General features: G+C 74.3%; 20 protein-coding genes. 8 read left to right on the top strand and 12 right to left on the bottom strand.

The window, feature by feature from the left end; all coding sequences use genetic code 11:
• Nucleotides 1-50 precede the first annotated feature (50 nt).
• Together ABD946_RS32560 and ABD946_RS32555 are read left to right on the top strand one after the other, a co-directional pair.
• Nucleotides 51-1,865, top strand: coding sequence for an SCO2583/SCO2584 N-terminal domain-containing protein (locus ABD946_RS32560; protein WP_345289232.1), 1,815 nt, complete (start codon nt 51-53; stop codon nt 1,863-1,865).
• Between the two features lie 58 nt (nt 1,866-1,923).
• Nucleotides 1,924-2,376 (top strand): SCO2583/SCO2584 N-terminal domain-containing protein, encoded by a 453-nt coding sequence (locus tag ABD946_RS32555; RefSeq protein WP_345289231.1) that lies wholly within the window; start codon nt 1,924-1,926, stop codon nt 2,374-2,376.
• 7 nt (nt 2,377-2,383) lie between these two features.
• Here ABD946_RS32555 and ABD946_RS32550 read toward each other — a convergent pair whose 3' ends face one another.
• From ABD946_RS32550 to ABD946_RS32530, 5 genes are all read right to left on the bottom strand, one after another.
• Nucleotides 2,384-2,890, bottom strand: a complete 507-nt coding sequence (locus tag ABD946_RS32550) for a hypothetical protein (RefSeq protein ID WP_345289230.1) — start codon at nt 2,888-2,890, stop codon at nt 2,384-2,386.
• 83 nt (nt 2,891-2,973) lie between these two features.
• The gene (ilvD, locus tag ABD946_RS32545) at nt 2,974-4,818 is read right to left on the bottom strand and encodes a dihydroxy-acid dehydratase (protein ID WP_345289229.1); all 1,845 of its coding nucleotides are present in this window, start codon (nt 4,816-4,818) and stop codon (nt 2,974-2,976) included.
• A gap of 121 nt (nt 4,819-4,939) precedes the next feature.
• Nucleotides 4,940-5,704 carry a class I SAM-dependent methyltransferase gene (locus ABD946_RS32540; protein ID WP_345289228.1) on the bottom strand — a complete coding sequence of 255 codons (765 nt, stop codon included), beginning with the start codon at nt 5,702-5,704 and terminating at the stop codon, nt 4,940-4,942.
• 20 nt (nt 5,705-5,724) lie between these two features.
• Nucleotides 5,725-6,522 (bottom strand): sugar phosphate isomerase/epimerase family protein, encoded by a 798-nt coding sequence (locus tag ABD946_RS32535; protein ID WP_345289301.1) that lies wholly within the window; start codon nt 6,520-6,522, stop codon nt 5,725-5,727.
• A 422-nt stretch (nt 6,523-6,944) separates the two neighbouring features.
• Nucleotides 6,945-7,901: a Ppx/GppA family phosphatase gene (locus tag ABD946_RS32530; RefSeq protein ID WP_345289227.1), complete on the bottom strand. Its 957-nt coding sequence runs from the start codon at nt 7,899-7,901 to the stop codon at nt 6,945-6,947.
• A 117-nt stretch (nt 7,902-8,018) separates the two neighbouring features.
• On the opposite strand from ABD946_RS32530, the gene ABD946_RS32525 reads away from it, so the two are divergent.
• Complete coding sequence (locus tag ABD946_RS32525; protein WP_345289226.1) at nt 8,019-8,771, top strand: alpha/beta fold hydrolase; 753 nt, start codon at nt 8,019-8,021, stop codon at nt 8,769-8,771.
• Nucleotides 8,772-8,908: 137 nt separating this feature from the next.
• Here the strand turns inward: ABD946_RS32525 and ABD946_RS32520 are convergent, their stop codons facing one another.
• The 4 genes from ABD946_RS32520 to ABD946_RS32505 all read right to left on the bottom strand — a co-directional run bounded on the left by ABD946_RS32520 (nt 8,909) and on the right by ABD946_RS32505 (nt 13,732).
• Nucleotides 8,909-10,177 carry an SUKH-4 family immunity protein gene (locus ABD946_RS32520; RefSeq protein WP_345289225.1) on the bottom strand — a complete coding sequence of 423 codons (1,269 nt, stop codon included), beginning with the start codon at nt 10,175-10,177 and terminating at the stop codon, nt 8,909-8,911.
• A 43-nt stretch (nt 10,178-10,220) separates the two neighbouring features.
• Complete coding sequence (locus ABD946_RS32515) at nt 10,221-12,392, bottom strand: toxin glutamine deamidase domain-containing protein (RefSeq protein ID WP_345289224.1); 2,172 nt, start codon at nt 12,390-12,392, stop codon at nt 10,221-10,223.
• The gene (locus ABD946_RS32510) at nt 12,337-13,233 is read right to left on the bottom strand and encodes a WXG100-like domain-containing protein (protein ID WP_345289223.1); all 897 of its coding nucleotides are present in this window, start codon (nt 13,231-13,233) and stop codon (nt 12,337-12,339) included. The genes ABD946_RS32515 and ABD946_RS32510 overlap by 56 nt, the downstream gene beginning before the upstream one ends.
• A gap of 139 nt (nt 13,234-13,372) precedes the next feature.
• Nucleotides 13,373-13,732 carry a WXG100 family type VII secretion target gene (locus ABD946_RS32505; protein WP_345289222.1) on the bottom strand — a complete coding sequence of 120 codons (360 nt, stop codon included), beginning with the start codon at nt 13,730-13,732 and terminating at the stop codon, nt 13,373-13,375.
• Nucleotides 13,733-13,972: 240 nt separating this feature from the next.
• Between ABD946_RS32505 and ABD946_RS32500 the strand changes: the two genes are divergently transcribed.
• Entirely contained in the window at nt 13,973-14,758 is a 786-nt protein-coding gene (locus ABD946_RS32500; RefSeq protein ID WP_345289300.1) for a DUF3109 family protein, read from the top strand.
• A 48-nt stretch (nt 14,759-14,806) separates the two neighbouring features.
• On the opposite strand, the gene ABD946_RS32495 is transcribed toward ABD946_RS32500, so the two are convergent.
• Together ABD946_RS32495 and ABD946_RS32490 are read right to left on the bottom strand one after the other, a co-directional pair.
• On the bottom strand, nt 14,807-15,970 hold the full coding sequence (locus tag ABD946_RS32495; protein WP_345289221.1) for an NADH-quinone oxidoreductase subunit D: 1,164 nt from the start codon (nt 15,968-15,970) through the stop codon (nt 14,807-14,809).
• Nucleotides 15,967-16,968: an SAM-dependent methyltransferase gene (locus tag ABD946_RS32490; RefSeq protein WP_345289220.1), complete on the bottom strand. Its 1,002-nt coding sequence runs from the start codon at nt 16,966-16,968 to the stop codon at nt 15,967-15,969. Before ABD946_RS32490 ends, ABD946_RS32495 begins: the two co-directional genes overlap by 4 nt.
• Nucleotides 16,969-17,288: 320 nt before the next feature.
• Between ABD946_RS32490 and ABD946_RS32485 the strand changes: the two genes are divergently transcribed.
• Together ABD946_RS32485 and ABD946_RS32480 are read left to right on the top strand one after the other, a co-directional pair.
• Nucleotides 17,289-18,473, top strand: coding sequence for a sensor histidine kinase (locus ABD946_RS32485; RefSeq protein WP_345289219.1), 1,185 nt, complete (start codon nt 17,289-17,291; stop codon nt 18,471-18,473).
• An 11-nt stretch (nt 18,474-18,484) separates the two neighbouring features.
• Nucleotides 18,485-19,174, top strand: a complete 690-nt coding sequence (locus tag ABD946_RS32480) for a response regulator (RefSeq protein WP_345289218.1) — start codon at nt 18,485-18,487, stop codon at nt 19,172-19,174.
• Nucleotides 19,175-19,198: 24 nt separating this feature from the next.
• On the opposite strand, the gene ABD946_RS32475 is transcribed toward ABD946_RS32480, so the two are convergent.
• Nucleotides 19,199-19,423, bottom strand: a complete 225-nt coding sequence (locus ABD946_RS32475) for a hypothetical protein (RefSeq protein ID WP_345289217.1) — start codon at nt 19,421-19,423, stop codon at nt 19,199-19,201.
• Between the two features lie 153 nt (nt 19,424-19,576).
• On the opposite strand from ABD946_RS32475, the gene ABD946_RS32470 reads away from it, so the two are divergent.
• Both ABD946_RS32470 and panC read left to right on the top strand, forming a co-directional pair.
• Nucleotides 19,577-20,524: a Rossmann-like and DUF2520 domain-containing protein gene (locus ABD946_RS32470; RefSeq protein WP_380149569.1), complete on the top strand. Its 948-nt coding sequence runs from the start codon at nt 19,577-19,579 to the stop codon at nt 20,522-20,524.
• A complete protein-coding gene (gene panC / locus ABD946_RS32465; RefSeq protein WP_345289216.1) occupies nt 20,524-21,420 on the top strand; it encodes a pantoate--beta-alanine ligase in 897 nt (298 codons plus the stop codon). The genes ABD946_RS32470 and panC overlap by 1 nt, the downstream gene beginning before the upstream one ends.
• Nucleotides 21,421-21,438 lie beyond the last annotated feature (18 nt).

Raw genomic sequence — 21,438 nt, 5'->3', positions numbered from 1 at the left:
AGGGGTGGCCCCTATGGATTACGGGGGTGGACGGGAGGACCGTGGAGGGCATGGGACACGGAGATCTGTCGCGTGGTGAGAAGAACCAGTTGGCGGTGGCTTCGGCGACGCTGGGGCCGTGGCGGACGGCCGCGGGGGCCGGGGCCCTGGTGGGCTCGGCCGCGCTCGGGGTGAACGTGGTGACCGGACACTGGGGTGCGGACGTGGTGGCGGGGCCGGCCGGGCTGGGGCTGTTCGTGCTGTTCCTGGTGGGGACCTTGGGCGGGAAGCTGCGCCGGGACGCGGCCGACCGCCGGATCCACCGCTGGGCCGCCGAGCACCCGTGGCGCTCGGCGCTCCCGGCGTCGGCCGCGTTCTGGCTGCTCAACACGGTGAACCTGACCTTCCTCGGGGGGGACCGAGCTGTTCGAGTCGCTGTTCTCCTCGCTCGCGCCGGCCGGTCTGCTGCTGGTGGTCGCCGGTGTGGTCGGCTCGGTCAAGCGCTCGCGCCGCACCCGCTGACGGCCGTACACCGGACGAACCGGCAGCAACCCGTACGCACCGGAACGGCGGAGCGGCGGACCGTCCGGCCCTCCCGAACGGGCGCTCGACGGCGTCGGCATACTGTGCGCGTGCCCATAGCCGAAGAGCCCGAGCCGCGTCCCGCCGAGGACCCGTTCGACAACCTGGTCCTGGACGAGGAGTTCGTCCGCTCCGCCGAGGTCAAGGAGCAGTCCGGACGCACCCGGATGCTCACCGCCCGCTGGAAGGAGCAGCCGCCGCACGACCCGGGCGGCCGCCGCTCCGTCAACGACGGCCCGAGGCCGAAGCGCCGCTTCGGCCGCAAGCCGAAGCCCGTCGACCCCTGGGGCAACGTCCGCCGGAGCAGGCCGAACTGGCAGGCGCCGCTCTACGTGGCGCTCGCCGTGGCACTGGTGCTGGCCGCGCTCAACGTCGAGTCGCTGCGCGGCTGGTACGCCGACTGGCGCGGCGACACCGGGACGGCCGACGGCACCGCGGCCCGCCCGGTGCCGACCGTCGGCCCGGAGACCGCGAAGCCGACCGCGGCCGCCCCGCAGGTGGACGAGCAGCAGCCCACCGTGGCCCGCCCCTGGGCCGGCTCCCCGGCCGAGGGCTGGCCGGCCGGGCCGGACGCGATCCTGCTGCCGCAGGCCCAGGCCGTCGGCACCTTCGACGCCGACCAGGTGGCCGCCCGGCTCAAGCTGGTCAAGGACTTCCTGGTGGCCTCGAACCTGGACCACGCGATGGTCGCGGGCGGGCAGACCGACACCGCGCTGTCCATGCTGGACACCGATCCGCGCCGGCAGACCGAAGGCTGGCTGCGCGCGCCCTCCGAGAAGGGGGACGCGACCTCGGTGTTCAGCCGCTTCGACCCGCGCGACGCGATCCCGGTGAACGACACCGTGAAGGTGCAGGGCCGGATGAGCTTCGAGGGCGACGGCGAGAAGGGCCTGCTGGTCCGCACCGACTACACCTTCGTCTACGCGCTGCGCCCCGGCCCGGAGGCCGGCAAGAAGCGGCCCTCGCCCGCCGCCGGCACCGTGAAGCCGGCCGGCTTCACGACCGAGGACGTCGCTCCGAACACCTGGACCGCCCGGACCATCGTCCGACGGGTGATGGCCTTCCGGTTCTACGACCCGGCCCGGTACGACGTGGACAGCAAGAAGATCCGCTTCGCGGACACCGACAGCGACGTCGGCAACAGCGCCTGCGACGTCTACGACGGCTTCTTCCACCCGCAGTTCGCCCAGTTCAACATGAGCTTCGGCACCCGGCCGGAGCCGACCGGCCCGAGCAGCGACCCGTACGACCGCAGCAAGGACATCGAGAAGCACGAGGAGTGCGGGACCACCACCCGCAGCTGAGTCCCCCGGCTGATCGAATTCACGCGTCCCCGACGGGGGCGGGGGGCATACTGACGGCGTGCCGATAGCCGATGAGCCAGAGCCGCGCTCAGCCGACGAACCGTCGGAGAAGGACCCGTTCGAGGGTCTCGTCCTGGACGAGGCCTTCGTCCGGGCTGCCACCGTCAAGGAGGCCAGCGGCCGGACCAGGATGCTGGCCGCCCGGTGGAAGCACACCCCGCCGCACGACCCGGGCGGCCGCCGCTCGGTCAACGACGGGCCGAAGGCGGCCCGCCGGAAGTCCGGGGCCCGGGGCCGCCGGGGGATCCGCCGGGGCGCCGGAGGTGCCGGGGCCTCGTGGCAGACCTGGCTGATCGTGGTCGCGGTCTGCGCGATCGTGCTGTTCAGCCTGAAGGTGGCGGCCGACACCGTACGGGAGCCGGCCACCCCCGTGACACCTCAGCCGAAACCGACCCCGACCGCCCCGGCCGATCCCACGGCGCCCGCGCAGGACGTGCCCAAACCGGTCTGACGGAGCCTCAGCGGCGCTTCTTCGGCCGCCCGGGATTGCCGCTGCGCGCGGCCTTCGCGGCCCGGCGGCGGTCGACGGCGGCCAGGGCCTCCTCGTACCGGGCCCGCTTCACCCTCTCGCCCGGAGCCTCCAGCAGGCTGCGCAGGAAGTAGGCGACCAGCGCGCCGACGAAGCCGATCAGCCAGACCGCGCCGAGCGACTTCTCCTCGGTCATCCAGCCGGTGAGGCTCTCCTTGCCCTCGCTCAGCACCTTCCAGGTGCGCAGCCCGGCCAGCAGGGAGCAGAGCCCGATGGCGGCCACCAGCAGCCCGTAGACCACCCCGCCGGCCTCGGAGTCCCGCACGCCCTCCACCGCGAAGCGCAGCAGCAGGGCGCCGGCCGCGGCGGCGGCCAGGGCTCCGAGCGGCACCGCGACCCGGCGGGCCCAGTAGCCGGAGCCGCGCTCCACCCAGCTGGTGCCGAACCAGCGGATCGGCTCGGGAGTGCCGTCGGGGTGCTCAGTCTGCTCGCTCACGGCTCCGATGATGACACGGGGCACCCCGGGAACGACGAAGCGGCCGCTCCCGGATCACCCGGGAGCGGCCGCCTGACGTCGGGTCAGCCCAGCTTGCTGACGTCGCGCACCGCGCCCTTGTCGGCCGAGGTGGCCATCGCCGCGTACGCCTTGAGCGCCGCGCTGACCGGGCGGACCCGGTCCTTGGGCCGGTAGCCGGTCTCCGCCTCCAGCTTGAGGCGCCGCTCGTGCAGCTCCTCGAAGGAGACCTTGAGCTCGACCGAGCGGTTGGGGATGTCGATCGCGATGACGTCACCGTCCTCGACCAGCGCGATGGTGCCGCCGGAGGCCGCCTCGGGCGAGGCGTGGCCGATGGACAGGCCCGAGGTGCCGCCGGAGAAGCGGCCGTCGGTGATCAGCGCGCAGGCCTTGCCCAGGCCGCGGCCCTTGAGGAAGGAGGTCGGGTAGAGCATCTCCTGCATGCCGGGGCCGCCCTTGGGGCCCTCGTAGCGGATGACCACCACGTCGCCCTCCTTGACCCGCTTGGTGAGGATCGCGTCCACCGCGTCCTCCTGCGACTCCAGGACGACGGCCGGGCCGGAGAAGGTCCAGATCGACTCGTCGACACCGGCGGTCTTCACGATGCAGCCGTCCTCGGCGAGGTTGCCGTAGAGCACGGCCAGGCCGCCCTCCACCGAGTAGGCGTGCTCGACCGAGCGGATGCAGCCGTTCGCCGCGTCGGTGTCCAGGGTGTCCCAGCGCTCGGACTGCGAGAAGGCGGTGGCGGAGCGGACGCAGCCGGGGGCCGCGTGGAACAGCTCGACCGCCGTCGGGGAGGGCGAACCGCCGCGGATGTCCCAGGACTTGAGCCACTCGGCCATCGTCGCGGAGTGCACGGTGTGCACGTCCTCGTTCAGCATCCCGCCGCGGTAGAGCTCGCCCAGGATGGCGGGGATGCCACCGGCCCGGTGCACGTCCTCCATGTAGTACTTGCCGTTCGGCGCGACCTTGGAGAGGCAGGGCACCTTGCGCGAGATGGCGTCGATGTCCCGCATGTCGAAGTCGAGTTCGGCCTCCTGGGCGGCGGCCAGCAGGTGCAGGATGGTGTTGGTCGAGCCGCCCATCGCGATGTCCAGCGCCATCGCGTTCTCGAACGCGGCGCGGGAGGCCACCGAGCGGGGCAGCACCGTGGCGTCGTCCTGGTGGTAGTACCGCTTGGTGATGTCGACGATCGTGCGGCCGGCGTCCTCGTACAGCGCCTTGCGGGCGGTGTGGGTGGCCAGCACCGAGCCGTTGCCCGGCAGGGCCAGGCCGATCGCCTCGGCCAGGCAGTTCATCGAGTTGGCGGTGAACATGCCCGAACAGGACCCGCAGGTCGGGCAGGCGTTCTCCTCGATGATCGCGATGTCCTCGTCGGAGACGTTCTCGTTCACCGCGTCGGAGATCGCGTTCACCAGGTCGAGCTTGCGCACCGTGCCGTCCACCAGGACGGCCTGGCCGGCCTCCATCGGGCCGCCGGAGACGAAGACCGTCGGGATGTTGAGGCGCAGCGCGGCCATCAGCATGCCGGGGGTGATCTTGTCGCAGTTGGAGATGCAGATCAGCGCGTCCGCGCAGTGCGCGGAAACCATGTACTCCACCGAGTCGGCGATCAGGTCGCGCGAGGGCAGCGAGTAGAGCATGCCGTGGTGGCCCATGGCGATGCCGTCGTCCACCGCGATGGTGTTGAACTCGCGGGGGATGCCGCCCGCCTCCTTGATCGCCTCGGAGACGATCCGGCCGACCGGCTGGAGGTGGGTGTGCCCGGGGACGAACTCGGTGAAGGAGTTGGCCACCGCGATGATCGGCTTGCCGAAGTCCTCCCGGGCTACGCCCGCGGCCCGGAGAAGCGCCCGGGCGCCTGCCATGTTGCGACCGTGGGTGACCGTACGGGACTTCAGCTCGGGCACTGTGCTCCACTCCTTCGGAGGCTCCGGGGCGGGCCCCGCTCAGGTGGGAGGGTGCAGGGCCGCCGTGGCTGTCGAGCCTACGCCTCGGTTCCAGCGGACGGACACTCCGTCCGCCATCCGGTCACTCCTTCGTGAGCACCGTGAGGTCGAGCACGTACGGGTCGACCAGCTCGCCGTCCGGGAACTCGGCGAGCAGCGCGTCCCGTTCCGCCGCCAGCAGCTCCTCCCGCCGCCGTTCCGGCAGCACCGCGACGTAGGAGCGGGACCGCAGGTCGGTGAGCATCGCGTCCACCGTGATCCGGCGGTCCCAGCGCAGCACCGCGTGGCCGCTCGGCAGCCCGTACGGGGCGAACTCCACGGTGACCTCCTTCACCGCTCCGTACCCGTGGTAGCTCTCCGGGGTGCCGGCCTTCAGCCGCTCGCCCTGGGCCCGGACCCACGGGACCTCCGGATCCCTGACGTTCCACCAGACCGCCAGCGAGCCGCCCGGGCGGAGCACCCGCAGGGCCTCCGGGATCGAGCGGCCCGGGTCGGTCCAGTGGAAGGCCTGGGCGTAGGTGATCAGGTCCGCGGTGGCGTCGTGGAACGGCAGCTCGTCCCCGGTGCCCTTGACCAGCGGCAGCTCCGGGCTGACCGCTCGCAGCCGCGCCGCCATCCCCGGGCTGGGCTCGACGGCGGTGACCCGGGCGCCCCGGGCGGCCAGCAGGCGGGTGGCGATGCCGGTGCCCGCACCGACGTCCAGCACCTCGGCACCCTTGAGCGGGAAGCCGGCCAACTCCTCCAGGCGGTCGAAGAGCTCGGCCGGGTAGGAGGGGCGGGCGGCGTCGTACTCGGCCGCCACCGCACCGAACGAGTTCGCGTGGTCGTGCAACTGATAGGACGTCATGGACCCACGGTAGCCCGGGCTTACTTCGCCACCGTGGCCAGGTGGAGCCGGGTGAAGGCGAGCGCCTCGGCCAGATCGGCCTCGCGTTCGGCGGGGGAGGCGGAGCGGCGGGTGTTGACCTCCAGCACCACGTGGCCCTCGAAGCCGGTGCGGGCCAGACGTTCCAGCAGCTCGGCGCAGGGCTGGTTCCCCCGGCCCGGGATGAGGTGCTCGTCCTTGGCGGAGCCCAGGCTGTCGGCCAGGTGCACGTGGGCCAGCCGCTCCCCCATCCGGTCCACCATCTCGAAGGCGTCCACCCGCGAGGTGGCCACGTGCGAGAGGTCCACCGTGTAGTGCCGGTACGCCTCCTCGGTGACGTCCCAGCCCGGCGCGTAGGCGAGCATCTCGCGGTCCCGGTAGCGCCACGGGTACATGTTCTCCACCGCGAAGCGGACGTCCGTCTCCCCGGCCATCCGGTGCACGCCTTCGACGAACTCCCGGGCGTACTGGCGCTGCCAGCGGAACGGCGGGTGCACCACCACGGTGTCCGCGCCGAGCTTCTCGGCGGCGGCCCGGGCGCGGACCAGCTTGGTCCACGGGTCGGTGCTCCACACCCGCTGGGTGATCAGCAGGCAGGGGGCGTGCACCGCCAGGATCGGCATCCGGTACTCGTCGGAGAGCCGGCGCAGCGCCTCGATGTCCTGGCTGACCGGGTCGTTCCAGACCATCACCTCCACGCCGTCGTAGCCGAGCCGGGCGGCCAGCTCGAAGGCGGTGGCGGTGTTCTCCGGGTAGACCGAGGCGGTGGAGAGCACCACCTTGGTGTCCGGCACGTGCAGGCCGTCGGCGTGCGGCGGCAGCACCAGGCGGTCGGTGGTGCGCAGCAGCGGGGCCCGCAGGGCCGGCTTCTTCGCCGCCCGGACGGCCTTGACCGCCTGGGTGGCGAGGGCCAGCTGCGACTGCCGGGGCGGCTTGGCGGCCCTCCTCCCCTCGACGGGCTTCGTGGCCTTGGCCGCCTCGGCCTTCTCCGCCCGCTTCGCGGCCTTCTTGGCGGCCTTCTTCACCGGCTGCAGGTCGTCGGAGCCGGTGGTCTCCGGCGCAGGCGCCTTGCGGGCCCTGCGCGGCTGCCGGGTGCTGTCACCGGCCGCGCGGCCCCGCCGCGACCCGTCCTCGTCCGCTGCTTCCGCCACGGGAGACAGCGTAAGCGGCGCGCGCCGGTAATGGTGTGCGCCCCGTCACGCCGCCGACCCGCGCAGGTCTGTCACCCCGTCAGCGCGGGGTGCCGGTCCGAGGGGCTGTCGAGGGTGTCCAGGCGGCGCAGGATGATGCCCTCGCGCAGCGCCCACGGGCAGATGTCCAGCTCCTCCAGCCCGAACAGGTCCATCGCGGCGTCCGCCACCAGGGCGCCCGCCAGCAGCTGTCTCGCCCGCCCCTCGGAGACGCCCGGGATCTGCGCCCGCTGAGCCACCGTCATCCCGGCCAGCCGCGGCACCCAGGCGGAGAGCCCGGCCCGGGTCAGCTTGCGGACCGCCAGCGGCCCCGCCTCGGCCGGCGCCGCGCCGGTCATCCGGGCCAGCTGCTTGAAGGTCTTCGAGGTGCCGACGGCGTGGTCCGGCGCCCCGCGCCGGGTGAACTCGCCCACCACCTGCGCGATCTCGGCCCGGATGTACCGGCGCAGCTCCCGGATGTCCTCCGGGTCCGCGACGTCCCCGGGCAGCCGGGCGGTCAGCCGGCCCGCGCCCAGCGGCAGCGAACAGACCACGTCCGGCTGCTCGTCCAGGCCGGCCGCCAGCTCCAGCGAGCCGCCGCCGATGTCCAGGTCCAGCAGCCGCCCGGAGGACCAGCCGTACCAGCGCCGCACCGCCAGGAAGGTCAGCCGGGCCTCGTCCGGGCCCGACAGCACCCGCAGCTCCACCCCGGTCTCCTCGGCCACCCGGCGCAGCACCGCCTCGCCGTTGGCCGCCTCCCGGACCGCCGAGGTGGCGAACGGCAGCAGGTCCACCACGCCCTTGTCCTCGGCCACCCGGATCGAGGAGGCCACCATGGCCACCAGCTTGTCCACCCCGACGTCGGTGATCGCACCGTCCCCGTCCAGCAGCTCCGCCAGCCTCAGCTCCGCCTTGTGGGAGTACGCGGGCAGCGGGGCAGCACCGGGGTGGGCGTCCACCACGAGGAAGTGGACGGTGTTGGAACCTACGTCGAGCACACCGAGTCGCATAACCGCCCACGCTACGCGATCCGGCCGCACAGGTGGCCGGATAACACCTCACCGGCCCCGGGACCGGCCCGCTGCCGCTAGCGTCGCCTGGATCAACTCGACGTGGAGGAGACCGAGATGACGATCACTCACCGCCTGGTGGGCTCCGGCGAACACGGCGTCCTGGTGCTGCACGACTGGTTCGGCACCAGCGCCGGCTGGGGCCCGTTCCCCGAGTACCTCGACGGCTCGGCCTTCAGCTACGCCTTCCTCGACTACCGCGGCTACGGCGAGCGGGCCGCGGTCGAGGGCGAGTACAGCCTGGCCGAGATCGCCGGGGACGCCCTGGCGCTGGCCGACCAGCTGGGGTGGGAGACCTTCTCCCTGGTGGGGCACTCGATGGGCGGCAAGGCGGCCCAGCAGGTGCTGGCCCGGGCGCCCGAGCGGGTCCGCAAGCTGGCCGGCGTCGCGCCGGTGGCCGCCTCCGCGTACGAGCTCGGCGAGGCGTACGACCTCTTCCACGGGGCCGCCGCCGAGCCCGGCAACCGCCGCGCCATCATCGACCTGGTCACCGGCAACCGGGCCACCGGCGTCTGGCTCGACCGGATGGTCGCCAACTCGCTCGGGGCCTCCCGGCCCGAGGCCTTCGCCTCCTACCTGGAGCAGTGGACCACCGTCGACCTGAGCGCCGAGGTCTCCGGCCTGCGGCTGCCCGCCCGGGCCTTCGTCGGCGAGCACGACCTGGCCCTCAACGAGGACTACTACCGCTCCACCTGGCTCACCCACTACCCCGAGGGCGACCTCGAACTCCTCCCCGCCTCGGGCCACTACCCCATGCAGGAGACCCCGGTCGCCTTCGCCACCACGCTGGAGCGATTCCTCGGCGAGTAAGTGGCAGTGACCCAGGGGCGCGAGGAACTGCGCGCAGGGGAACGGCAGCACGTGCAACTGGCTCGCCTGCCCCGATCGAGCGCTGGGCCGCCTTCCGGACTCGCGCAGTTCCTCGCGCCCCCGGTGTGACCACTTTCCTAGAGGAGGCCGTGCCAGAGCTGTTCGACGATGACGGACCACCAGTTCTCGGGGTCCGAGAAGACGGTGCGGTCCAGGCCCGCGAGGGACCACTGGAGTTCGGCGACGGCCTGGCCGGCCGCCAGGGGGTGGAGGTCGCGGAGGCGGGGGTAGCGGTCGGCGAGGAGGGCGAGGGAGCGGGCGAAGGCGGTGAGGTCGGCGTTGACGTAGCGGGACTCCGCGGTGTCGGGGTCGACCGCCCGGACCCGGCCCCGTGCGGTGTCGACGGTGAACCGGGCCCACCCGTCGGTGCCGATCAGCACCTGGCCGAGCAGGTCCCGCCGGGCCGCCTCGGTGGCGCGGCTCGCCCGCCCGTCCTCCGCCAGCACCTCGGCCAGCTCCGGCAGGACCGGCGCCGCGCCGGACACCCCGTCCGAGACCGGGTGGTAGAGCTCGAAGAAGCCCCGCACCCCGACCGGCAGCCCGACCCGGACCAGCGGCCGGCCGACCGCCTCGGGCAGGTCGGCCGCGAGCACCGCCGCCGGGTCGAAGCGCCGCACCCCGCCCTCGCCGAACTGAGCCGTCAGCCGGGCCGCCAGTGCCGCCTCCGCCTCGGGCTGGGCGGGCGGGACGTTCGCCGGGAAGGGCACCCGGTTGATCCGGGGCGTGGAGTCGAGGGTCCGCACGGCCCGGGCCCGCCCGTCGAAGCGCGGGCCGTAGGCGAGGTCGTGGCTGTGCCGGGTGCCGGGGAGTTCGGCCAGCAGGGAGGCGGCGACGTAGCCGCCGGGGAGCATCGAGGGGCGCAGGTCGGTGTGGACGGCGAGCACGTCCTCGGGCTGGACGCCCTGCTCGCTCAGCTGGGCCCAGGCGCGCAGCGCGGGGTGGGGACGGCCGGGGGCGGAGCGGAGCACCAGGGTGCGCTGCTCGCCGAGGGCGTCGCGGTAGACGAACTGGGCGCGGCAGCCGGGGCCGGTGGCGGGCGGCAGGGCCGGGTCGTAGTGGCCCGCGCCGAGCCGGTCACGGTAGAGCTCGATCACCTGCGGGACGGGGACGGAGGGCCAGACGGTGAGCTCACCGGTGGCCCGGTCGATGACCGCGCAGGCGGCGCCGAGCTCCTCGGGGGCGCGGCGTTCGCCGGTGAGCGGGTCGACCCGGACGGGGGCGGGCTCCGGCCAGACCACCCAGCCGAGGTCGAACTCGTGTGCCTTGACCGGCCGGACGGCCTCCGGGGAGAGCTCGGCGTTCACCCAGCGGTGGGCGGCCTCAAGGGCCTGCGCGAGGGTGGTCATCGGCAACTCCTGGCAGTGGTACGGGCGTTCGATGTGCGGACGGTCAACGGGAGCTGCCCCGGTGGATGGTGAGCCGCGAGCGCGGCGGCGCGGGAGGCTCCGGCACCGGCTTGACCAGCGGATCGAGTGCGGGCGCCGGGGTCAACTCGACGACTGGGATGGCGGGTTGGAGGGTCGAGAGGTCCACCGGGCGCCCGCCGGCCTCCAGCGCGATGGCCCAGAGGCCGTGGTCGGCCGGGTGCAGCGGGGCGGAGGAGCGGTAGCCGGTCTGCGGGTCGAGGTAGCTGATCGTGGCACCGGCCACGAACGCGTTCCACAGGTGCGAGCGGCCGTACGCGTCCAGGGTGAGCAGCACCGCCTGCGCGCCCGTGCCCAACTGGCGGAGCAGGTCGGCGAGTTGCCCGAGGGCGTCGTCACCGTAGCCCAGGTCCTTGAACTGGGTGCCGAGCTCGCGCTCGGCGCGGTCCCGGCCGCCGTACTCCCCCGCCGGGCCGTCGGGCAGCCGGGGGGCACCGCAGGTGGGGTTGCCCAGGTAGCTGTCGAGGGCGGAGAGCGAGAGGTCGAGCGCGTTGTTGGAGCGGCCCGGCTCGCGGAAGCCGCCACCGTTCAGCGCCTCCGGCCAGTCGCCCAGCCTCGGGTCGGCCGGCGCGGCGGGCTCGCCCTCCTCGGTGCGGGGCACCCGGCGCTCCACCTCGGCCTGGTGGGCCGGGTCGACCGGCCCGAGCCCGCCGGCCGCGCCGTACGGGCGCCCGTCCGCGATGACGCGCGGGCGGGCGCGCTCGCCGGGCTGCTCGGGCGCGGTGCGGCGGTAGTCGTGCAGCAGCAGGAACATCGCGGCCAGCGGCGCGGCCTGGGCCACGGCGACCGGCGAGTCGTCCTCACGGCGGCCCACCGGCGGCAGGTCGAAGGTCCGCCCGGTGACCGGGCCGACCACCACCGCACCGGCGGCCGGAGGCGCGGGCGCCGCCGGGGCGGGCACCGGGTTGGGCACCAGCCCGACGGGCTGCGCGGCGCGCGGGGCGGCCGCGCCGGGCTGCTGCGGACCGGCCACGGCACCGACCGCGCCGACCGCACCGGCCTGGCCACCCGCCCCGGGAGCACCGGCGGCACCGGGCGAGGCCACGGCGGCCGCACCACCCGCACCACCCGCCACGGGAGCACCGGCGGCACCGGCGGCAGGCGGGGCCGCGGTCACCGGAGCGGCCGGGGACGCGGGCGCGGCGGGCGTCGGCTGACCCATGCCCATCGGCGGGGTGCCGAGCCCGGACTGACCGCCGACCGGGCCGAGCCCGCCCGAGGCACCACCGGAGCCGAACGACCCGCCGGACGCGCCGGAGCCACCGGCACCACCGGCCGCACTCGGCGCCGAGGGCTCGTGCCGCCCCCAGCCCGTCCCGGTCGACGGTCCGTCACCGAAGGCCGAGGAGGGACCGCTCTGCGGCGGGGCCACCGCCACCGAGTCGGTGCGCAGGGTCCCGAGGGGCCGGTGCACCGGGCGGTCGTCCTCGCCCCGGTCGTACCCGCCGCCCTGGTAGCCGGGATCCGCGTCCACCGAGACCACGGTCCGCGGCTGGGTGCCGCCGCTGCCGCCCTGGCGCCAGGTGTCCTGTTGGTGGACCGAGCCCTGGCCGTTGCGGTCGTACGGGTCGTCGTGGCGCGGGTCGTAGGAGCCCGCCCCGGCCGAGACCGGGCCGACCTGCACCTGGACGCCGCCCCGGCCGTTGCCCTGGCCGTTCCCGTACGCGTCCTCCTGACCGTGCCTGTTCCCGTGCCCGTTGCCGCCGAGGTGCGCGTCCACCTCCAGGCCGCCCGGCCCGACCTGCACGTCCGCCCCGACGCCGCCGAGGTCGAGCCCGAGGCCCGTCCCCGGCTTCTTGCCGTGCGCGGTCTCCGGCCCGGCGGTCCGGCCGTCGTCGTCGACCATCACCACGTGGCCGCTGCGGTCGGTCACCAACTCGCCCGAACGGTCCACCTTGGCGGTGTGTCCGTCGCTGCCGCGCACCGGCTGGCCCTCGCGGTCCAGCACCACCACCTCGCCGTCGGTGCCGGTCACCGGCTTGCCGTCCCGGCCGAGCGCCACGGTCACCCCGGCGGCGGCGATCAGGCCGCCCGCGCCGACCACCACCAGGGCGCCGGTGGAGTCCCGCAGCGGCTTGCCGTCACTGCCGCAGGCCAGGCCGACCACCGGCTTGCCGTCCTCGCCGACCACGGCCACCTTGCCGTCCGGCCCGACCAGCGGCTTGCCGTCCGCACCGACCTGGGGGGACGACGCCGTCGACGCCCTCCACCCGGTTGCCGCTCTCGTCCACCAGCACCGGCCGGCCCTGACCGTCCTTCACCACCTCGCCGTCCCGGCCGACCACCGCCGACAGCCCGCGCACCTTGGCCACCGCGCGGCCGCCGAGCAGCGCCCCGGCCGCCACCCCGCCACCCGCTGCGGAGACGGCCCGGACCGACTGGTAGCCGTCGGCCACGGCGATCCGCTCCAGGGTGGTGACGGCGGGCTCCTTCAGCGCCTGCTGGAGCCCCTCCTTCATCTCCCGGCCGAGCTCCTCCAGCAGGTTGCCGACCTTGTGCCGGGCCAGCTCGACCGCGACCTTCTCGCCGACCCCGACCACCGCGTCGGCCACCGCGCCGCCGACCGTGCCGAGCACGGCCTTGGCCGCCGCCTCGACCTTCTCGGCCAGCTTGATCTCCTCGGCCAGCTCGCGGAGCACCGCGATGATCTCCGCCTTGCAGGAGTCCACCGCCCGGGCCGCCCGCTCGAAGGCCCCGGCCAGCAGTTCGGCGGCGCCGTGCGCGTCGTCCAGGCTGCCCCGGCCGCCGCCCGCGAAGCCGCGCCAGTGCTCGGCGAAGGCGTCCACCGCCCGGCCCTTGTTCTCCCCGGTGACCCGCTGCGCGGAGTCCCCGCCCCGGCGGCCCAGCCGGTCGGCCTCGGCGCCGAACTCGCGCCAGACGCCGGCCGCGCGGCGCAGCCCCTCCTCGTCGGCCTGCGGCCACTGGTGGCCCAACCTGGCCAGCACCGGGGCGAGTTCCTCGGGCACGTTGCGGGACACCGGGTCCCTCCTTCATTCCGGTCGAGCGGGGACGTTCAGCAGGACAGGCCGTCCGGCCGCGGCGCGCGGCGGGGAACGGAGACGTACACGAGCGCGGGCCCGCCGCGGTTCCCCGCCGCGGGCCGCACCGGACGGTGCGTCAGAGCTTCGGCGGGGCCACCGGGGCCACGTCGGGGTGCGCTCTGCCCAGGTCGGCGCTGACGTCCCCGTCGGTCCGCTCGGACGAGTCGGCCATCGTGTTGAGGTTGGCACCGACCTGGCCGAGCCGGCCGGCCAGGCCGTGCAGCCCGGCCAGCAGCATGCCCTGCGCCTCGGTGTACTGCGTGCCGAAGCCGCTGCCGGGGGCGTCGCCGCCCCACGGCGCGCCGAGCCCGGCCATGCCCTGCTCCAGGGCCTCGGCCGCGGCCTCGAAGTCCTGCGAGATCTTCCCGAACTCCCGACCCTCGCCGCGCACTTCCCACGGCTTGATCAGGAAGTCACCCGTTCCACCCGTACTCATCCGCCCACTCCCCCAGCGCCCCCGTGCGAATACCAGGCAGTCATCCTAGGGCCAGCCCACCCGCCACCCCAGGGCACGTGCCGCTTCCACACACGGGCTTCACCAGCCCCGGGCCCGTCACCTGGCATCCTTCCGCCCAGGCCATACCCTTACCGGGTGGCAGCAGAGAGCAAGCAGAGCAAGCAGCACGGCAAGAAGAAGCCGAAGGCCGACAAGCCCTCCAAGAAGACCGACCTCGGCATGCCGGGCATGCGCCCCGAGGTCCCGCTCGACTTCGCCCGGGCCTGGGTGGAGTTCGCCGACCCGGCCGACGAGGAGCAGGTCTTCCGCTGCGACCTGACCTGGCTCACCTCGCGCTGGAGCTGCATCTTCGGCCAGGGCTGCCAGGGCATCCGGGAGGGCCGGGGCGAGTCCGACGGCTGCTGCACGCTCGGCGCGCACTACTCGGACGAGGACGACGAGCAGCGGGTGGCCGAGCACGCCGCCCGGCTGACCCCGGAGATCTGGGAGAACTTCGCGCACGGCACCGACGCCGAGGGCCGGATCGTGCTCGACGGCGGCATCACCATGTTCGACGAGGACGGCGACCGGCAGACCCGCCGGATCGACGGCGCCTGCCTGTTCCGCAACAGCCCCGGCTTCCCCGGCGGCGGCGGGTGCTCGCTGCACATCCTGGCCCTCCAGGAGGGCCGCGAGCCGCTGGAGACCAAGCCGGACGTCTGCTGGCAGCTGCCGGTGCGCCGCACCTACGACTGGATCGACCGCCCGGACGACACCCGCTACCTGCAGGTCTCGATCGGCGAGTACGACCGCCGCGGCTGGGGCCCCGGCGGCCACGACCTGCACTGGTGGTGCACCGGCAGCCCGGACGCGCACCAGGCCGCCGACCCGGTCTACGTCTCGTACCGGCCCGAACTCACCGAGCTGATGGGCCCCGAGGGCTACGCGGTGCTGGCCGGGCTGTGCGAGCAGCGGATCGGGGCCGGCATCACGGTGGCCCCGCACCCGGCCGACCCGAAGGTCTGACGGCCGCTCAACTCCGGCGCCCCGCCTGGCCGGTGGGGCGCCCCGGGGTCACTTGTCGATGTCGCCGACCACGAAGAACATCGAGCCCAGGATCGCCACCATGTCGGCGACCAGGGTGCCGGGCAGCAGCTCGGTCAGGGCCTGGATGTTGTTGAACGAGGCGGAGCGCAGCTTGAGCCGCCAGGGGGTCTTGTCGCCCCGGGAGACCAGGTAGTAGCCGTTGACGCCGAGCGGGTTCTCGGTCCAGGCGTAGGTGGCGCCCTCGGGTGCCTTGAGCACCTTGGGCAGCCGCTGGTTGACCGGGCCGGGCGGCAGTTCGGCCAGCCGGTCCAGGCAGGCCTCGGCCAGCTCCAGCGAGTTGACGGTCTGTTCGAGCAGGCACTCGAAGCGGGCCAGGCAGTCGCCCTCCTCGCGGACCGCGACGTGCAGCACGTCCGCCAGCTCCCCGTACGCCAGGTAGGGCTCGTCGCGGCGCAGGTCGAAGTCCAGCCCGCTGGCCCGGGCGATCGGGCCGCTGACCCCGTACGCGAGCGCGTGCTCGCGGGAGAGCACGCCGACCCCGGCGGTGCGGCCCCGGAAGATCTCGTTGCCGAGCACCAGCTCCTCGAAGACCGGCAGCTGCGCGCGCACGCTGCCGACCGCGGCGCGGCAGCGGCCCAGCCAGCCGGCCGGGAGGTCCTCCTTGAGGCCGCCGACCCGGTTGAACATGTAGTGCATCCGGCCGCCGCTGGCCTCCTCCAGCACGTGCTGGAGCTCCTCGCGGCCGGTGAAGGCGTGGAAGACCGGGGTGATCCCGCCGAGCTCCAGCGGGTACGAGCCGAGGAACATCAGGTGGTTGAGCACCCGGTTCAGCTCGGCCAGCAGGGTGCGCAGCCAGACCGCCCGCTCGGGCACCTCCATGCCGAGCATCCGCTCGACCGCCATCACCACGCCCAGCTCGTTGGAGAAGGCCGACAGCCAGTCGTGGCGGTTGGCCAGCATGACGATCTGCCGGTAGTCGCGGGCCTCGAAGAGCTTCTCCGCGCCGCGGTGCATGTAGCCGACCACCGGTTCGGCGGCCACGATCCGCTCGCCGTCCAGCACCAGCTTCAGCCGCAGCACGCCGTGCGTGGACGGGTGCTGCGGGCCGATGTTGAGCACCATGTCGCTGGTGCCCAGCTCGCCGACAAGATTCTCGGCACCCGCACCGACGCCGACCGTGGTCTCCCTCATGGGGTGAGAGTCTGCCATCCCGGCAGCCCCGCCAGGCTCTCCGGTACCGGCATGCGGACGGCCTGGGCCAGCCAGCCGAAGGCCCCGAGCCCGGACGGGTCGGTCAGTTCGGCCCCCTCCCCGGCCCCGCCCAACGCCCGCAGGTAGGCCACCGGATCGGTGGACGCCAGCGCCAGCGGCGGGCGCGCCCCGTGCACCCCCAGCGCCCGCAGTGCCTCCCGCTGCGTCGTCCACAGGGTGTGGAGGCCGGGCACCGCCACCGCGTCCAGCGCCACGTGCGCGGTCACGTCGCAGGAGCCGTCCGGCACCGGCCGCACCTCGCGGCCCTCCCGGAAGCCGGTCAGGGTCTCCCCGTACGGGCGGGAGGCCAGGGTGTGCGCGTAGTCCACCGCGACCGCCAGGCCGCGCTCCAGCGCGCCGACCGCCCCCGCCCAGGCCGCGTCCCGGGGCCCGCCCAGCTCGACCACCTCGCCCTCGGGCCACCACGCGGCCGCCCACTCCGCGTCCCCCGCGTCGACCTCCGCACCGAGCCGGCGCTCCCCGCGGACCGTCACCTCCTGGTACCGCAGCCGCCCGTCCTCGTCCCGCTCGGCCAGGTCCAGCGGCACGTTGTCCAGCCACTCGTTGGCGAACAGCAGACCTGACACCCCGTCGGGCACCCGGTCCGTCCAGACGATCCTCGGGTCCGTGCCCGCCGGCCGCTCCGCCAGCTCCACCGCGTACGGGCGCAGCCGCCCCGCCAGCTCCGGCCCCACCGCCGCCAGCACCCCGGCGAGCAGCTCGCCCCGCCCGGCCCCGACGTCCACCAGCGCGAGCTCCGCGGGGCGGCCGAGCGCCGCGTCCGTCTCCGCGAGCAGCCGGGCCACCGCCGCGGCGTACTTCGGCGAGGCGTGCACCGAGGTCCGGAAGTGCCCGGCCGGGCCCTCCGGCCTCCGGTAGAACCCCTCCGGGCCGTACAACGCCCGCTCCGTGGCGGGCCGCCAGCGCATCCACTCCATGCGGGGACGCTACCCGCCCGGAGGGCGGTCAGGGGCGCGAGGAACTGCGCGCTGCGGGAGGTGCCGACCCGTGTGCCGGGTACGGAGCTTCACTTGCAAGTGGCTGTCCGTACCCGGCACATGGGTCCGCTTCTTCCGATTCGCGCAGTTCCTCGCGCCCCCGGGGTGACCACCACCCCGCGCACGGGGGGACCGCCTGCCCGGGCCGATCCCCCTCCGTACCCTGCCGGTCCGTGTACCTCCTTCTCCACCCTGCGGAGTAGGACGGATCGCCCTTACGGCTGACCTGGCGGGCTTCCCCGACTGCCTAGGCTTGACCCGTGCATCGACTCAACGCCTGGTTCCGCCGCCACCCGATGGTGGTCGACTCCGCCTGGGCACTGTTGCTCCTCCTGTTCTGCCTGCTGGGATTCGTCAGCGGCGGGAACAGGGAGAGCCTGGTGCTCGGGGCGGTGATGGCCTGGCTGATGGTCTTCCGGCGGAAGCACCCGGACCTGACCACCGTCGCGGCGACCCTGCTCGGCCTGAGCCAGCTGGCGGCCGGTGTGGACCCGCAGGTGGAGAGCGTGGGCTACCTGCTCTTCGCCTACACCGGCGCGGCGTTCGGCAGCCCCTGGGTCTCCCGGCTGTCCTTCACGGCCGGCCTGGCCGCCGGGCCGCTGACCGCGCTCCGCTTCGGACCCGCCGCCACCGACAACGTCAGCAACGCCGAGCGGGTCTTCCTGGCCGTGCTGATGTCCACCCCGTTCGTGCTCTGCTGGGCCTGGGGCCGGCTGACCCGGGTGCGCCGCGCGTACCTGGTCGAGCTGGAGGACCGGGCCGCCCGGCTGGAGCGCGAGCGGGACGCCCAGGCCAAGGTCGCGGTGGCGGCGGAGCGGGCCCGGATCGCCCGCGAGCTGCACGACGTGGTGGCGCACAACGTCTCGGTGATGATCGTCCAGGCCGACGGCGCCGCCTACGTGCTCGACAACTCCCCGCAGCAGGCCAAGGAGGCGCTCTCCACGATCGCCTCGACGGGCCGTCAGGCCCTGGTCGAGATGCGCCGCCTGCTCGGCGTGCTGCGCACCACCGACACCACCGACGAGTACGTCCCGCAGCCCGGCGTGGCCGAGCTCCCCGAGCTCCTCGACCAGGTCCGGGTGGCGGGTCTGCCGGTCGAGTACGCCGCCACCGGCGAGGTGCAGGAGCTGCCCCGGGGCGTCGAGTTGACGGTGTACCGGATCGTCCAGGAGGCGCTCACCAACGTCCGCAAGCACGGCGGCCCGGACGCCCGGGCCAAGGTCGCGGTCGACTTCCGGGACCGCGAGCTGGAGGTCCTGATCGAGGACGACGGCCGCGGCTCCACCGCCGAGCAGCTGACCGCCGGTGGTACCGACGGGCAGGGCCATGGTCTGATCGGCATGCGCGAGCGGGTCGGCATGGTCAGCGGCAGCCTCGACGTCGGGCCGCGGCCGGGCGGAGGCTTCCGGATCCGGGCCGTGCTCCCCTACAAGACCACCAAGTGAGGACCGCAGCTGTGACCATCCGGGTGATGCTGGTCGACGACCAGGAACTGCTCCGCACCGGCTTCCGCATGATCCTGCAGTCCCAGGGGGACATCGAGATCGCCGCCGAGGCCGGCGACGGCCAGCAGGCCGTCGACACCCTCGCCCACACCCAGGTCGACGTGATCCTGATGGACGTCCGGATGCCCCGCCTGGACGGCGTCCAGGCCACCCGGCGGATCTGTCTGGACGAGAGCGGCTCGCCCGTCCCCGGCGCCCCGCACGTCCTCATCCTCACCACCTTCGACCTGGACGAGTACGCCTTCGCCGCGCTCAAGGCCGGCGCCAGCGGCTTCCTGCTCAAGGACGTCCCGCCGACCGAACTGGTCGCCGCCATCCGGGCCGTCCACGGCGGCGACGCGGTGGTCGCCCCCACCACCACCCGCCGCATGATCGACCGCTTCGCCGACGTCCTCCCGCTCCCCCACTCCACCCCCGGCTCACCGGTGCTGGCCCCCCTCACCGAGCGCGAGCGCGAGGTCTTCCTGCTGGTGGCCCAGGGCCTGTCCAACGGCGAGATCGCCACCAAGCTGACCCTCTCCGAAGCCACCGTGAAGACCCACGTCGGCCGCATCCTGGCCAAGCTCAACCTCCGCGACCGCGTCCAGGCCGTCGTCCTCGCCTACGAGGCCGGCCTGATCCGCGCCGGCGCCACCGACTGACCGTCAGCCTCCGGCCGCCGGGCGTCAGGCCTCCGGCCGCCGGGCGTCGCCGGACGGGCCGTCGGCGGGCACCAGCCAGGCGACCAGCCGGCCCCGGTCGGTGATCCGGCCGACCTCTCCGGTCTCCGTCAGCTCCCGGATCAGGGCCCCCGGGATCCGCAGGTCCCCGAGCGTCACCGTCCGCACGCCGCCGGGCCGCCCGGGCGCCGGGCTCGCGGGGTCGGGACCATCGGTGGGTTTCGCTGCCATGTCCGCATGGTGGCAGCCGCGCCTCCGGCCGGTGCGGGCGTCCGCCCGGGGCCACCCGATCGGATGAGGCGCCTCCCCGCGCGGCCGTAGAATGACGCGGTACGTCTGGTACCGGCAGCGGACTGGAACGGGAATCAGGGACGAGGGCGAGCCGTGAGCAGCTCCGAGGAGTTCGGGTTCGGGGTGTTGGCCGACCCGTTCGGCGATCCGGGGGATCCGGGGAACCGGCCGGCCAGGTTGGCCGTGGGCGTGGTCGGGACCGGGCGGGTGGGTCCGGCGATGGGGGCCGCGCTGCAGCTGGCGGGGCACAAGGTGGTGGCCGCCTCCGGAGTGTCCGCGACCTCCAGGCGGCGGGCCGAGGCACTGCTGCCGGGGGTGCGGCTGGTCACCCCGCCGCAGGTGCTGGCCGCCGCCGACCTGGTGCTGCTGACCGTGCCGGACGACGTGCTGCCGGAGCTGGTGGCCGGGCTGGCCAAGACCGGGGCGGTGCGGCCGGGGCAGATCGTGGTGCACACCTCGGGCGCGCACGGCGTCGCGGTGCTGGAGCCCGCCACCCGGGCCGGCGCCCTGCCGCTGGCGCTGCACCCGGCGATGACCTTCACCGGGACGGGCGTCGACCTGGCCCGGCTGGCCGGCTGCCCGTTCGGGGTGACGGCCCCTCAGGAGCTGCGCCCCGTCGCCGAGGCGCTGGTGGTGGAGATGGGCGGCGAGCCCGAGTGGGTGCCGGAGGAGCAGCGGGCCCGCTACCACACGGCCCTCGCGCACGGGGCCAACCACCTGGTGACCCTGGTGTCCCAGTCGCTGGAACTGCTGCGCACCGCCGGGGTCTCCGAGCCCGGCCGCCTGCTGGGCCCGCTGCTCGGCGCGGCCCTGGACAACAGCCTGCGCTCGGGCGACGCCGCGCTCACCGGCCCGGTGGCCCGGGGCGACGTCGGCACCGTCAGCCGCCACCTGCGCGAACTCGGTACGGTGGCCCCCGACATCGGGCAGTCCTACCGGGCGATGGCCCGCGCCACCGCGCAGCGGGCGCTGAGGAACGGAACGATCGACGAGGCGTCGGCGGCCGCGCTGCTGGACGTACTGAACGAGGAGAACATCTGATGGCCCGTGGCAAGCAGCCGACCAAGACCCCCCAGGTCCGCAAGGCCGAGCTCACCCACTCCGTCGCCGACTTCGAGTCCGCCTTCTGGCCGGACGAGGAGCCGGTGGACAACGCCGTGGTGATGACCATGGGCGCCCTGCACGAGGGCCACGCCAGCCTGATCCGGGCCGCCCGCAAGCAGGTCGGCCGGGACGGCCGGGTCGCCGTGACCGTCTTCGTGAACCCGCTGCAGTTCGGTGCCGGCGAGGACCTGGACCGCTACCCGCGCACCCTGGCCGCCGACGTCCGGCTGGCCGAGGAGGCCGGTGCCGACGTGGTGTTCGCCCCGCTGCCGGAGGAGGTCTACCCCAACGGCACCCCGCAGGTGCGGATCACCGCGGGCCCGATGGGCGAGCGGTACGAGGGCGCCTCCCGCCCGGGCCACTTCGACGGCGTGCTGACCGTGGTGGCCAAGCTGCTCAACATCACCGACCCGGACTTCGCCTTCTTCGGCGAGAAGGACGCCCAGCAGCTGGCGGTGATCCGCCGGATGGTGGCCGACCTGGACTTCGACGTCGAGGTCATCGGCGTCCCGACCGTCCGCGAGGAGGACGGCCTGGCGCTGTCCTCGCGCAACCGCTACCTCTCGGAGACCGAGCGGGAGCAGGCCCTCGCCCTGTCCAGGGCGCTGTTCGCCGGCCGCGACGCGGCCGTGCGCGGCGCGAAGGCGGTCCGCGAGGCCGCCGCGACCGCCCTGGACGGCGCCGAGGGCGTCACCCTGGACTACCTCGCCCTGATCGACCCGGACGACTTCACCGAGGCGTCCGACGACTTCCGGGGCGAGGCGGTGCTGGCCGTGGCCGCGAAGGTGGGCTCGACCCGCCTGATCGACAACGTCAGCATGCTCGTTCGCTAACACCGGTAAGAAGCAACC

Origin of the sequence: Kitasatospora albolonga (assembly GCF_039535905.1) — a bacterium.
Classification (GTDB): domain Bacteria; phylum Actinomycetota; class Actinomycetes; order Streptomycetales; family Streptomycetaceae; genus Kitasatospora; species Kitasatospora albolonga.
This window is presented reverse-complemented; position numbering and strand designations above follow the sequence as displayed.

Bases quoted from the DNA above. Each gene is read 5' to 3' on its own strand.
- ABD946_RS32540 (WP_345289228.1), bottom strand. From the start codon at position 5,704: ATGACGTCCTATCAGTTGCACGACCACGCGAACTCGTTCGGTGCGGTG.
- ABD946_RS32475 (WP_345289217.1), bottom strand. From the start codon at position 19,423: ATGGCAGCGAAACCCACCGATGGTCCCGACCCCGCGAGCCCGGCGCCC.
- ABD946_RS32495 (WP_345289221.1), bottom strand. From the start codon at position 15,970: ATGAGGGAGACCACGGTCGGCGTCGGTGCGGGTGCCGAGAATCTTGTC.
- panC (WP_345289216.1), top strand. From the start codon at position 20,524: ATGGCCCGTGGCAAGCAGCCGACCAAGACCCCCCAGGTCCGCAAGGCC.
- ABD946_RS32490 (WP_345289220.1), bottom strand. From the start codon at position 16,968: ATGGAGTGGATGCGCTGGCGGCCCGCCACGGAGCGGGCGTTGTACGGC.
- ABD946_RS32520 (WP_345289225.1), bottom strand. From the start codon at position 10,177: ATGACCACCCTCGCGCAGGCCCTTGAGGCCGCCCACCGCTGGGTGAAC.
- ABD946_RS32560 (WP_345289232.1), top strand. From the start codon at position 51: ATGGGACACGGAGATCTGTCGCGTGGTGAGAAGAACCAGTTGGCGGTG.
- ABD946_RS32500 (WP_345289300.1), top strand. From the start codon at position 13,973: ATGCCGGGCATGCGCCCCGAGGTCCCGCTCGACTTCGCCCGGGCCTGG.
- ABD946_RS32530 (WP_345289227.1), bottom strand. From the start codon at position 7,901: ATGCGACTCGGTGTGCTCGACGTAGGTTCCAACACCGTCCACTTCCTC.
- ABD946_RS32505 (WP_345289222.1), bottom strand. From the start codon at position 13,732: ATGAGTACGGGTGGAACGGGTGACTTCCTGATCAAGCCGTGGGAAGTG.
- ABD946_RS32525 (WP_345289226.1), top strand. From the start codon at position 8,019: ATGACGATCACTCACCGCCTGGTGGGCTCCGGCGAACACGGCGTCCTG.